12 protein-coding genes are annotated in these 13,218 nt (G+C 38.3%); 7 read left to right on the top strand and 5 right to left on the bottom strand.

Translation table 11 applies throughout. From position 1 onward, the window contains the following. The first annotated feature begins 10 nt into the window (after positions 1-10). The 3 genes from srtB to H8Z77_RS08240 all read left to right on the top strand — a co-directional run bounded on the left by srtB (position 11) and on the right by H8Z77_RS08240 (position 4,495). On the top strand, positions 11-937 hold the full coding sequence (srtB, locus tag H8Z77_RS08250) for a class B sortase (protein WP_186996708.1): 927 nt from the start codon (positions 11-13) through the stop codon (positions 935-937). Positions 938-966: 29 nt separating this feature from the next. Further along, positions 967-2,400 (top strand): SpoIID/LytB domain-containing protein, encoded by a 1,434-nt coding sequence (locus tag H8Z77_RS08245; protein WP_186996707.1) that lies wholly within the window; start codon positions 967-969, stop codon positions 2,398-2,400. A 580-nt stretch (positions 2,401-2,980) separates the two neighbouring features. Continuing rightward, positions 2,981-4,495, top strand: coding sequence for a hypothetical protein (locus H8Z77_RS08240; protein WP_186996706.1), 1,515 nt, complete (start codon positions 2,981-2,983; stop codon positions 4,493-4,495). Positions 4,496-4,917: 422 nt separating this feature from the next. Here H8Z77_RS08240 and H8Z77_RS08235 read toward each other — a convergent pair whose 3' ends face one another. The 3 genes from H8Z77_RS08235 to H8Z77_RS08225 are packed head-to-tail and all read right to left on the bottom strand — an operon-like array spanning position 4,918 to position 7,178. Next, positions 4,918-6,447: a YifB family Mg chelatase-like AAA ATPase gene (locus H8Z77_RS08235; RefSeq protein ID WP_076939115.1), complete on the bottom strand. Its 1,530-nt coding sequence runs from the start codon at positions 6,445-6,447 to the stop codon at positions 4,918-4,920. Next, positions 6,437-6,889, bottom strand: a complete 453-nt coding sequence (locus H8Z77_RS08230; protein ID WP_186996705.1) for a HEPN domain-containing protein — start codon at positions 6,887-6,889, stop codon at positions 6,437-6,439. Before H8Z77_RS08230 ends, H8Z77_RS08235 begins: the two co-directional genes overlap by 11 nt. Beyond that, positions 6,882-7,178, bottom strand: coding sequence for a hypothetical protein (locus tag H8Z77_RS08225; RefSeq protein ID WP_069987452.1), 297 nt, complete (start codon positions 7,176-7,178; stop codon positions 6,882-6,884). Before H8Z77_RS08225 ends, H8Z77_RS08230 begins: the two co-directional genes overlap by 8 nt. Positions 7,179-7,411: 233 nt before the next feature. Here H8Z77_RS08225 and H8Z77_RS08220 point away from each other — a divergent pair, with 233 nt between their 5' ends. Both H8Z77_RS08220 and H8Z77_RS11730 read left to right on the top strand, forming a co-directional pair. Then, on the top strand, positions 7,412-9,121 hold the full coding sequence (locus H8Z77_RS08220; protein ID WP_186996704.1) for a proline--tRNA ligase: 1,710 nt from the start codon (positions 7,412-7,414) through the stop codon (positions 9,119-9,121). A 385-nt stretch (positions 9,122-9,506) separates the two neighbouring features. Further along, positions 9,507-9,806: an IS3 family transposase gene (locus H8Z77_RS11730; RefSeq protein ID WP_366472186.1), complete on the top strand. Its 300-nt coding sequence runs from the start codon at positions 9,507-9,509 to the stop codon at positions 9,804-9,806. Positions 9,807-10,308: 502 nt separating this feature from the next. On the opposite strand, the gene H8Z77_RS08210 is transcribed toward H8Z77_RS11730, so the two are convergent. Both H8Z77_RS08210 and H8Z77_RS08205 read right to left on the bottom strand, forming a co-directional pair. Then, positions 10,309-10,770, bottom strand: a complete 462-nt coding sequence (locus tag H8Z77_RS08210; protein ID WP_186996702.1) for a hypothetical protein — start codon at positions 10,768-10,770, stop codon at positions 10,309-10,311. A gap of 78 nt (positions 10,771-10,848) precedes the next feature. Beyond that, entirely contained in the window at positions 10,849-11,682 is an 834-nt protein-coding gene (locus H8Z77_RS08205) for a putative ABC transporter permease (protein WP_186996701.1), read from the bottom strand. Positions 11,683-12,183: 501 nt separating this feature from the next. Between H8Z77_RS08205 and rpsJ the strand changes: the two genes are divergently transcribed. Together rpsJ and rplC are read left to right on the top strand one after the other, a co-directional pair. Continuing rightward, a complete protein-coding gene (rpsJ, locus tag H8Z77_RS08200; RefSeq protein ID WP_069987448.1) occupies positions 12,184-12,495 on the top strand; it encodes a 30S ribosomal protein S10 in 312 nt (103 codons plus the stop codon). A 73-nt stretch (positions 12,496-12,568) separates the two neighbouring features. Then, positions 12,569-13,204 carry a 50S ribosomal protein L3 gene (gene rplC / locus H8Z77_RS08195; protein WP_069987447.1) on the top strand — a complete coding sequence of 212 codons (636 nt, stop codon included), beginning with the start codon at positions 12,569-12,571 and terminating at the stop codon, positions 13,202-13,204. The last annotated feature ends 14 nt before the right edge of the window (positions 13,205-13,218 follow it).

Genomic DNA, 13,218 nt, shown 5'->3' with positions numbered 1-13,218 from the left:
GAAAACCAATATGAGTGATACTACTGCAAAAAAACCATCATGGATCAAACGTTTTTTTAAGTATTTCCTTCCTTGGAAGGGTGACCGCCCAGGAGAAGTAATCCGTAAAATTGTATTATTGGTCGCTTTGATTGTATTTATTGGTTCAGCGATTTATATTGCGGATTATTACTGGACTCGCCACAAATCCGATGTACTTTATGACCAGGTAGCTACTCTATATGATAGAGATAAAGATACAACTGCAAATGCTGATCCAGAGGAGGAACCAGTTAACCTTCCACCAGGATATAATGCAAAATTTGCTGATTTATACCAGATTAATCCGGATATTAAAGGATATATTGAAATTCAGGGAACCAATCTTTCTTTCCCAGTTGTACAGGGAAAAGACAATGATGAATACTTATACCACAATATCTATAAAAAATACGATATTTATGGGGTACCATTCCTGGATTATCGTTGTACTTTGGAACAGGATAAAACCAGCAACAATCTGCTAATTTATGGCCATCATATGAACGGAAAAAGGGTGTTTGGACAGATTACAAACTATAAGGATTTGAGTTTTTACCAGCAGCACCCAATTGTAAATTTTGACAGTGTTTATGAGGAAGCAGATTGGAAGATTATTTCTGTGTTTTTGGCAGATCCGGAAGACCAATCCTTCCAATACCAGAACTTTTTAGATATGGACGAGCAAACATTTAACAGCTATGTACAACAGGTTCGTGACCGTTCTTACTTTGATGCAGATGTGGATGTACAATACGGAGACCAGCTTTTGACCCTTTCCACCTGTTCTTACGAATTTACAGATGCACGTACAGTATTGGTAGCTCGTAAAGTCCGTGAAGGGGAAACTTCGGATGTCAATGTAAACAATGCGGCAGTGAATAGCGATGCTGTTTATCCTGCAAAATATAAAGGCTAGTTGATACATAATTACAGAAAGGGATTGCCATGAAACGATGGATTTTGAGCGGTATTTCCTGTTTGTGCGCAACAACGGTAGGAGTATTTGGTGTGTTAGTGGCATACCGTACTTCCCAACCAGTAGAACCTACCTCCGCGGAACTACAGAAAATTTCCGATTCCATTACATCACAATATGCTTCTGAACCCATCAAAGATCCAGATGATTTGGAGTATATTACAATGAGTACTGAAGAGCTGGTGGAATCTTTGCCACCAGAATCTTTTGAGAATGTTTCTTCTACGAAAAATCAATTTTCTTCCCAGGAATATATTCCTCCCAAAACTACAGAACAAAATGCTGCTCCGCAGTACAGTCAGGTTACTGTGGATGATACAAAAGATAATCCTTCCAGTATGCAAAGCGCAGCTTCTTCTACTGGAGGTACAGGTTCTATTATTGCCAGCAGCATTCCAGCTCAGAGCTCGCAACAGGAGATAAATTCCCAAGATTCTTCTAGTAGTGGAGATCCTTCAGTGGGATCATCTTCACAGGAAGAACCCTCCCAACCAAGTAGTAGTTCAGAACCAAGCTCTGTTTCCCCACCTCCTTCCTCAAGTTCCAGTGAACCACTTTCTTCTAATTCTTCATCAGAAGAATCGTCCCAAACTCCTGTTCCGCCAGGCGGTGGGGATTACGAAAATAATCCTCAATGGATGTTGGTAAGTTTTAAAGGAAAACAGGATTATTATTTATCAAGTGAAATTCTACCATTTTATGTGGAGACGGAAATGTCTTCTAGTTGGTCAACAGAAGCATTGAAGGCACAAGCAGTAGCTAGCCATACCTATGCGCAATATAAAGCAATGAATGGACAAGCAGATGTAGTGCCAACCAATAAAAAACCCAGTGAAAAAGTAAAACAGATTTGCAAAGAAGTTGCGGAAGAAATGGTCTACTACAATGGCAAGCCAATTAATGCCATGTATACTGCTGCGATGGCTTCTTACAGCAGAAACTCTAAAGATGTATTTGGTGGTAGCTTACCTTATTTAATTAGTGTTCCCAGTGAATATGAATCGCTTGGAAGCAACTGGGACTACAAAAGGGAAGTATCCAAAGATAAATTCCGTCAGTATTTAGAAAACTGGTTTGGTACAACTGACCTTGGATTAGATGGAGATATTTCTGGATGGATTAAAATCATCAATTATACAGCGGATGGATATGTGAATCAGGTTCAGGTTGGAAACCGAATGATGACAGGATGGGAATTATATAAAGCAACTGGCTGGGGAAGCGGTGTAAGAAGTGCCTATTTTTCAGTAGAAACCTCTGGGGATACCTTTATTTTTACCACTCGAGGATATGGACATTGCGTCGGAATGAGCCAGTGGGGAGCACATTTATACGCCCGTGAGGCAGGATGGAACTATAAACAGATTTTAACCCATTACTATAGTGGCACACAAGTTTATTAATATGACAAAAGAGAGAGGCACCTACTATGTTTTGCCTCTCTCTTTTTGTAGTTTTTTGTTTTCTACTAAGAAAGTATAGACCATTTCATCTTATAAATGATATAAACAATATCAATAAATCATTGCAAAGAAGTTTTATTGATTGCTGAAGACTATATTGTCTCCAAATAATATTGGAACATTTTTTAGAAACAATAATTATTTGTAAAAGGACGGTCATTATTCCTATCTTTATGTGCAGTAAAACTATTGTAAAAGGGGGATTTATATGTTATATCATACAATCTTTTATAAAATTACTTTGAAGATTCTACTGTAAAGTACTTTATTGGATAAAACTAATTTTTGGTAAATTGGTTTGACATTTTAAAAATAAAAAACAAGGATTTTGTACAATTGGATTTGGTAAAATCAATTGTTATCGTTTTATTTTAGAAGGAATGACAAAATTACAATTGTTTTTTAATGAAAAATCCCGTTTTTTACGGAAAAAAGTAAAACATACTGTATTATCTGAAATAGTATGGTATAATAATCAACATAGTATGATTGATATTAATAAAAAGGAGATCCTATTGATATGAATGATGAAAATAAAAACAATCCAAACCGGTCGGATCATATGGAAGATATTTTTTCCAGTAATACCATTCCGCCAATAGAACCTGAAAAACCGGAACAAGGACAAATACCAACTCCGGATGTGGCACCTACTACAGCATTTATCCCACAGCAGACACAGTCAACACCGGATCAAATGCAACCAACCACTCAAATTCCTCCAGTGAATCCACCTTATCCTCCAATAAACCAGCCTTCTCAACCATATACGACCAATATGGTACCTCCAACAATGGGGTATTCCCCTGAGGGAATGCCTCTTCAAACTCCAGGGGCTATACCCCCACCTCCACCAAAAAAACCATTGAGTTCCAAAGCAAAAAAAGGAATTATATTTGGCTCTATTGGCGGCGGTGTATTAATTATTGTTGCCATTATTTTATGTATTGTCCTGCTTGGCGGTGGGAAAAAATTTGACCTTGGAAAATATTATATGATATCGGTACAAGGGATGAATGGTAACGCAACTGCAGAAGTAATTACCAATGATTCGATTACGGATACAGAATTGATGAAAGACCTGGGATTAAAATCCAACCAATATAGTGAACTGGTGAATTACGCAGGGTTTTTCCAATCGGTATCCGCTGAGCTTTCAAAAACAGAAGGGATTAGCAATGGGGATACCATTGAAGCTACATTGACTTATGATGAAGATTTGGCAGAAGAACTACATATTAAAATTAAAAATAGCAAATTGAGCCTTCAAGTAAAAGGACTAAAAGATGGTACAAAAATAGATGTTTTTGAGGATTTACAGGTTACTTTTACCGGTATTGCACCAAAAGGAGAAGTTGAGATTGTCAATAACAGCACAGATGATTTTGTAAGTGGCATCTACTTTTCAGCAGATAAAACCAGTGGTTTGAGCAATGGGGATGTTGTAACAATTACCGCAAATTACGATAAATATCAAGCACAAGATGAATTGTTGGTTGTCACCCAAGAAACAAAAGAATTTACGGTAGAAGGGTTGAGCGAATATCTAACCAGTGCAGAACAAATCACCGATGAGGTGCGGGCAGCCTTGGATAATAAAGCAAAAGAGGCTGTAAACGCATCTTTGGCAGAATCTTGGTCCACTTATTATGAAAAATTTTCCGATAAATATTACTACAGTACCAATAAAATTTCTGTCAGTGATCCTGTGATCTCTACCCAAAGCTTACTGGTTGGAAAAGATCCAGAAGGATATTATTGGGATGGATATAACCGTCTTATTTATATCTATCAAGTAACGATTGATATTAGTTCTGATTCTACCTTTGGGGATAAACCAGATGGACCAAAAACCGGTTATATCGCAGTTGCATTATCCGATATTTGTATTTTAAATGGTGAAGTTGTGGTGGATAATGTAGAGAAACCTTCTCCATATGGGGATTGTTCTACCAACAATGTTACTTTAATTGATGAACTGATTAACGCCAATAAAGTAGAATATAATGTGATTGATATAAAACCTGCGGCATAGTGTTGTCGGCCAAATAAAATTTTATAATAACAAATAAGCACCTAGTTAACTAGGTGCTTATTTGTTTAGTAAAATGGTTAATTGCTGGATATTAAAGGCTTTTTACTTAAAGTATCAATAAAAATAAGCAATGAAAAAATCATAAGACAAGAAAGTTCGTGGCGGAAACAGGAATGCCAGTAGTTTATTTCTTAAACTTTTAAGACGATTATTCACTACCTTCGAAATCAATCGAAAGCTATCAATTCATAATGGTATTGATTCCTTAAATAAATGTAAGCGATAAAAATAACAACATCAATGATAATAGAACAGAGTATGTAATGCTATGAGAAAAGGATATTTTGTTCATCTAGAAATAGGTTGCTTTAATCGCAATATATAATTACTAGATGCATGGTTAGAGTGGTAGAAATTTAACTTTAATAAGCGGACCAATATTTTCGATCAAGGCTACGGTACTGGATGGCCTCAAAAATGTGCTCCTGTTGGATAACATTTTGGTTTGCTAAATCCGCAATGGTTCGGGAAACTTTTAAAATACGGTCATAAGCTCTGGCGGATAAACTCATTTTTTCAAAAGCCTGTTTTAATGTTTGTTTCGCCTGATTAGTCATAACACAGAATTTTTCCAAGTCCGCAGTAGGAAGCATAGCATTACAATAATACCCCAATTCCTGATACCGGTTTTGTTGTATCTTTCTGGCTTTTTCTACTCTTGCACGAATATCACGGGATGGTTCCGCCTTTTCCTGGGAAGAAAGCTGATCGAATTCCACTGGAGCAACTTCAATATGTAAATCCAAACGGTCCAGTAACGGCCCGCTAATTTTATTGAGATAATGACGTACTTTGCTGGCGGAACAACTGCATTCCCTAGTTGGGTGGCCGTAATAACCGCATGGGCAGGGATTCATAGCGGCGATAATCATAGTGGAACATGGATAGGAAACCGTAATGTTTGCTCGGTTGATCTGAACAACACGGTCTTCTATCGGGGCACGTAAAACCTCTTTGGCGTCCCGGTGGAGTTCTGGCAGCTCGTCTAAAAAGAGCACTCCGTTGTGGGCAAGGCTGATTTCGCCTGGTTTTGGTGGGATTCCTCCTCCTGTTAAACCAGAAGCGGAAATGGTATGATGAGGGCTACGGAATGGTCTGACTGTGGTTAAAGCACAATTTTCTGGAAGGATTCCCGCAATGGAGTGGATTTTTGTGGTTTCAATTGCTTCCTCAAACGTCATTTTGGGCAAGATGGAGGGAAGGCGTTTTGCCAACATGCTTTTTCCAGAACCTGGTGGACCAATCAGTAAAGCATTGTGACCGCCCGCCGCGGCGATTTCCAAAGCTCGTTTTGCGATTTCCTGCCCTTTTACATCCGCAAAGTCGGGTAAATTCTGTTCTTGTTGGGAAAAGTCTATCGAGAATTGGGCTGGTTCCAGCGAAGTGGCTTGTGCTAAGAATGAGGTTAATTTGGTAACAGAGTCTACGCCATAGACTTGAACCCCTTGTACTACACTGGCTTCCTTGATATTCTCCAGTGGGACAAAAATTCTTTGGAACCCCAATTGTTTTGCGTGAAGTACCATTGGCAGAATACCATTGCAACGCCTGATTTCTCCACCTAAAGATAACTCTCCGATAAAGATATCGTTGGTATTATTGTAATTTAATTGCCCTGTTGCCTGTAATAATCCAATCAAGATAGGCAAATCGTAGATAGGACCAGTTTTTTTGGTGTTTGCAGGTGCCAAATTGACTGTAATCCTGCGGGCGGGAAGTTCATAGCCACAATTTTTCATGGCAGCCCGCACCCTGTCTTTGCTCTCTTTGACAGCGGCGTCTGGTAGCCCGACAATTTCAAACGCTGGCATCCCATTGGCGATATCTACTTCAATTGTTACATGGTATGCGTCCAAACCAATTAATCCAATGCTATTGATGCTACATAACACTTGCCGTTTCCCCTTTATTTTGTTTTTGTGTGGATTGTTTAATCTCCTGATAGATAAAATCGTTCATATCCTGTGCCATTTTTAAAACGGATTCCATTTGTTTTTGATTAAATTCCAAGGGAAAATCCCCTGGATAACGAGTTTCAATATAATAATGGTTTAAGTTGGCGCTTTCGTCCAGCCATTCCACAAATTTTTGGTCGTGTTTTACAGCTTGTTTACACAGCCAGGTAAGGTTATGCCCATCTACCAAGCGATGGGTTTTAAAAATAAGATACGCCTTTAATGCTTTTTCCGCGCATTGTTGACAGTGGAAAGCACAACTATCATAAAGGCGGGGGTCAGTAAATAGGAGCTCGGCCGCCAGACGATCCTGGTAAGCTGCGTCAATCCAGTCTTCGTAATCTTTACTGTCCCGGGACCAGCTTCCTCGTCTAGCCATATAATACAACCCCCTTTTGAATTGCCCGTTCTGCCAGAGAGTTTTGGGTATGGCTCAGTTCTTCCCATTGTGTTGGGCTGTATACGACTAAATCAAAAGGAATCTCGCAGTCAATATTGAGGTACAGGTCATGGCTTAACCCTTCTGAATGGTCGGCGATGACAATTAGTTTAAAGCTGGATAACTCATCTTTTACATTGTGTTTCCAGCTAAACAAGATAATTTTATTTGGATGGCAGTACTCAATAATTTCCTTTGTAACTTGTTGGATATATTCATTATGAATCATAAAAACCGCATCCTTTCTGACTGGTACTCTTTTAGTATTATTATAAGCCGTGTTTTTACTGTTTGCAACAAATTTTTCCAAAAGCTTGTTAGATAACTGTTTTTGCAGCAGTATTCTACAAAATCATTTATTTTGCAGGAAATAAAATAGATTAGCCAAGGAAAAATACTTGAATTTCCTGCCATAAAATGATATCATAAATTTAACTCATCAAACAAAAGGGAGAATGGATTATGTTATTAAGCCAATTGTTAGGGGAACGGTATCGTGAAAAACCTTCTGATGCTAGTATTCCAAGCCATATATTTATGTTAAAAGGCGGTTATATTCGTCAAGTTGCCAACGGTATTTTTTCTTTATTGCCACCAACGAAACGAATAACGAGAAAGATTGAGGAAATTATCCGCCAGGAAATGGACCGTATCGGCGGCCAGGAAGTATTGTTCCCAGTGGTGCTGCCACGTGATTTATGGGATGAATCCGGCCGTTATGACTCTGTTGGAAGTGAATTATTGCGTTTTACAGACCGTTCCGGTGCAGGATGCGTACTCGGTATGACCCACGAGGAAGCCGCTGTGCATTTGGCGCGTTCTGAAGCAAAGAGTTATCAAAAGTATCCCTTTATGATTTATCAGATCCAAACCAAATTCCGTGATGAACCACGGGCAAGGGGTGGATTAATCCGTGTACGTGAGTTCACCATGAAGGACGCGTATTCTTTCCACACTTCCCAGGAAGATTTGGAACGTTATTATAAAATCTGTTTTGAAGCATATGAACGTATTTTTGCCCGTTGTGGTGTGCCAGAAGTAATTTCTGTTACTTCGGATAGCGGCATGATGGGTGGCGCGGTAGCAGATGAATTTATGCTATTGTGCGACGCTGGGGAAGATACCATTGTAACCTGCCCTCACTGTGGTTATCGTTCTAATATGGAAGTAGCTGAATTTGAGCATGAAGCCATTGAACGTCCAGAGAGTGAAATTCAAAAAGTAGCGACTCCAGGGGTAAAAACAATTGATGAACTAGTTGCATTTTTTGAAGGGAAAGTTCCACCACAACAGATGATTAAAGCTACAGTATTTGCTGTGGAAAACAGTGATAGAGTGGTAATTGTATTTATCCGTGCTGATTATGAGGTAAACGAGGCAAAATTGCGCCGTATTGTTGGGGCGAATGTATTCCCATTAACGGATTATTCTGATGTTGATTTGGCGTTTGGTTCTTTGGGACCTTATCAATTGAATCCAGGAAAATGCGAAGTTTACTATGATGAAACCATTGCCCATGCCAATGATATGTCCTGTGGTGCCAATGAAGATGGCTATCATTATACTGGCGTGTGTATGGACCGTGATATTAAACCAGAAAAATATATTGATGTGGCAAAAGTAATTACAGGCTCCAAATGTGCAAAATGCGGCCAGGAGTTAAAATTAAGCCGTGGTGTTGAAGTGGGGAACATCTTCCAATTGGGTACCAAATACACCGAAAGTATGGGAATGACCTATACGGACAAAGATGGTACACAGAAAACTCCGATTATGGGATGTTATGGTATTGGTGTTGGACGTTTGGCCGCTTGTATCATTGAAGCGCATCACGATGAAAATGGACCAATTTGGCCTTACGCCGTTGCTCCTTGGCAGATTCATATTTGTGCGTTAAGCAATAAGAAAATGGATGTTATGCCAATTGCCAAAGACTTATATGATAAATTAGGCGGACAGTATGAAGTGGTATTGGATGACCGTGGTGCAAACGCAGGGGTTCAATTTGCGGACGCTGATTTGTTAGGGGTTCCAATCCGGATTGTAGTAGGAGTAAAAAATGCCCAGAATGGACAAGTAGAAATTTCTACCCGCGATAAATCTATCCAGGAAGTTGTAGACATTGCGGATGTCCCTGTTAAGATTGCGGAAATTGTAGAAAAGATAAAATAGTATCTAAACAGAGGGGCAATATTACCTGCACAGGTTCGTACAAAACAAACATAGAAAGTAAAACCTCCTATGATAGAATAAAAACTATCATAGGAGGTTTTTTACGCCAAGAAGCTACAGAAATATAAGTATGTATCAAATTGAAATAATCAAATTAAGAACGCAGGGATTTAGAGGACAAGAAATTTACCAAAAATTAGGATCTAATAAAAAACAGTATGAAAATTTCATAACAAGATACAACAAAAAAGGATGCCAAGATAAAATAGCTTGAAATAGAGAATGAACTAATGATGGATTTTCTCTCACTTACAGAAAGGAAGTGAGATTACAGGTAAAATACAATGTAATCTATCGGCATAGAGAACAGTATCCAATCAGTTCAATGTGTCGTTTCTTTGATGTATCGCGCAGTGAATATTATGGATACGTACAAAGAATAGATATAGTTCAAAAGATAAAAGAATGTCAGGATAAATGCGATAGAACTTATGGTTATCACAGAGTACATATATGGCTTGAAAGACAAGGAATACACCGCAATCCTAAGACAATATTGTGTACAATGCAAAAGTATACTCTGTTATCGTCAGTAAGAAGAAAGAAATATCGTAATTATGGAAATGCACTTCATAAATATCCAAATCTATTAAATAGAGATTTCACCTCCACAAAACCGAATTAGAAATGGGTTACAGATATATCATATATACACCACGAGGAAACTTGTATCAGGGATTTGTTTGATAATAGTATCGAATCTTACAAAATTGGAACTAAATTAAATATTGATTTGTGCTGTCTAATATTCGTGCTGTAAAGAGGAAAGAAAAAATCACTGCAGACCTGCAACTCCACAGTGACCAGGGCATACACTTCTCAAAAGTATTTTAAGCCGACGAAATCTTACAGCATTGCGCCTTCAATGTCAAGACACGAGAACCCTACTCAAAACAGAGTGAATTAATCGCGTTAAACTCAAAACTTTTCAGCAGGCTCGCTTGCTGATTGATAATATATTTCTTTCTACAACAATCAATGTATTCAAACAAAAACAAAACTGACTCCCATAGAATTTAGAAGTCAGTTCGTTGCTTAATTATTCGATTTCTATCATTTGAGGCTCTTTTTTGTACTGTCCGCACAATTTGGGGCAGAATATATTTTTTCTACTACCCTTTTTTATTCTATTTATTTGCTGCGTTAATGGCATCATCGCCTTTTTGTAATTCATCGCAAGCTTCCATATATTTATTTAGTGCATCAACATATTGGGAATAAGCGTTTTCATCCCCGGAAAGGACGGCTTCTGGATCCAATGACTGGAATATTTCGTTGGCCTCTGTGATGCCTTTGCTGGCAGTGCGGTAACATTCTTGTGCTTCCTGAAATTTTTCTGGAGGATCTAAGTCAGCCAATTTATGGATTTGTTCATCGATTGAATCAATCATATCTAAAAATTCTTGAAACCCTTCTACTGTGGAAGTATCCAAATTGGAGATATTTCCGATTTCATCATTGAGATCTGCTGTTATTTGGGTATATTGTTCCACATATGTTTTTTCTTTATTGTCAATACATCCTGCAAAAACAAAGACAACACATGTTACTAATAAAGCGGTAACGAATAATTGGACTGCTTTTTTCATAATCAATAACTCCTTTTTAAATCAATGTCAACATTATAGCATGTTCTTTTAGATTTGTCGATAGAAGGGGAACAAAGGCTATTTTTTTGTGGTTTTATTTGTCCTTTTTTTTCGGGGTATAGATTTCATGGAAGGAAAGGCTTTTTGCAGACGACGCTCAAAAATAGATTTGTGTTGGGTATGCCGATAGTTTGCTATTAATTCCGCAATTCTTTTTTGAAAGTTTTCTCTGTTCTCAATTTTTTTCGTATTTAAATAGGAAGCAACGTTGGCAAAAAGCTGATTTATGGTAAGGTTTTTCAATTTTTCCTGTGGATGTGGATTTAATTTTAAAGAGAGATTATGTAGGTCTGCTTTAATTTGATTAATAAGATGGATTTTCTTCGACAGATGTGCTGCAATAATAGTAGCGTGAATGGCATCCGCAATAAAAATAATACCAAAAACAATTAAAATAACCTTACCTATATTAACGGGAATCCAATTGACAAACTGGTTAACAAATGGTTGTACTACTTTAATAATCACCAGTGAAAGGACTCCCCACGCTAAGGAAATTTGCAAACAAATCCTGCCATGAAGATTAAATTTTTTGTCGCTGTAATCCCACCATTTTGTATGGAATAATTTCTCCATCAGCCATCCAGTAAAATATTCCAAAGTGCTGGCAACCAAAATTCCACCAAGGAATAGATCGGTTAATCGGTCTTGATAGGAGCTTAATGTTAAGATAATTAAGCACATACCAACTCCGTAAATTGGACAGTATGGGCCAGAGAGATAACCACGGTTTACAAATTTTTTCTCGTTATAACTACACAGGATGGTTTCCATGGTCCATCCCATTACGCTATAAATAATAAAGTAAAAGAATAACTGATAAAGGGTAAATCCTTGTAGCGTAAGAAACATATTAAAACCTTCTTCCTATCTTTTCTTTCATATTCATTATAACATTTCTGTCGGAAAAAACGATAAAATAAAAGCAAATAAAATAATTTTTAAGTTCATAAATAATTTACAAATTAATTTTTGCAATCCCTTGCAATCTGAAAAAGCTATGTTATAATATAGAGGTATGACTGTACAAGATATGCGATGAAGCAGAAGGTGGCCATCCTTGCGGTGGGGAATTTCTGTGGAGTATGTCCGATTTCAAACCGGGCGACAAAACTTAATCTTTTTAACATGCAGACCGCAGGACTAGAAAGCATTGCTTTCCAAGCTGTTTAATCTAGGGTGACTTGCGCACTATAGGATTAACTGCGTTTATGTTAAAAATAGGTGTTTGCAACATGCTCCGGAAAAACAGAATTTGTTTTTTCGGTTTTTTCATGTCCAAGCACGAAACACACGGCAACGTGTAAGTTTGGTCCAGCCCCCCTTGAACAAAATTTTTAGGAGGCGATGACTGTGGCAGTCAAAGAAAAAATCAGAATCAGACTGAAAAGTTATGATCACAACCTGATCGACGCATCTTGCAAAAAGATCGTTGAAACCGCAAAACGCACCGGAGCTCAGGTGTCCGGACCAATCCCTCTGCCAACCAAAAAAGAGGTAGTAACCATTTTGCGTGCGGTACACAAGTACAAAGATAGCCGTGAGCAATTTGAAATGAGAACTCACAAAAGACTCATCGATATTCTCAGACCATCTAACAAAACTGTAGAAGCTCTTCAGAGCCTCGAACTTCCTGCTGGTGTAGAAATCGAAATCAAGCTTTAATTTAGATTCGAAAGCTAAGCAGGTCATGTTGGGAGGAACCTCTCAACCAATAACCTTATAGGAGGAAGAAACAATGAAAAAAGGTATTATCGGTAAAAAAATCGGTATGACCCAAATTTTCGATGAAGTCGGAAACGTAATTCCGGTTACAGTAATTGAAGCTGGTCCTTGCGTAGTTGTTCAAAAGAAAACAATCGAAAATGATGGCTACCAGGCAATTCAAATCGGCTTTGGCGATATGAAGCCACACAATGTGAACAAACCACAGGCTGGACATTTCGCAAAAGCAGACGCAGCTCCAAAAAGAACACTGAAAGAATACAGACTGGATGACACAGATGCTTACAATCTGGGAGATATCATCAAAGCTGATATCTTTGCAGAAGGTGACATCGTTGATGTTTGTGGAACCAGCAAAGGTAAAGGTTTTGCCGGCGCAATCAAACGTCACGGTAGCAGAAGCCTGAAAGCCAGCCATGGTACTGGTCCAGTTGCTAGACAAGCAGGATCCATGGGTGCCGCATCTTCTCCTTCGAGAATTTACAAAGGTAAAAAGATGGCAGGTCACTTAGGTGCTGAAACCGTTACCGTTCAAAACCTGGTTGTTGTAAAAGTTGACGCTGAAAACAACCTGATCGCAATTAAAGGTGCTATTCCAGGACCTAAAGGCGGTATCGTTTCCATCACTAACAGTGTGAAAAAGGCATAGGAAGGAGGAAGCAT

The sequence above is a fragment of the Clostridium facile genome, assembly GCF_014297275.1.
Taxonomy (GTDB): Bacteria; Bacillota; Clostridia; order Oscillospirales; family Ruminococcaceae; genus Massilioclostridium; species Massilioclostridium facile.
This window is presented reverse-complemented; position numbering and strand designations above follow the sequence as displayed.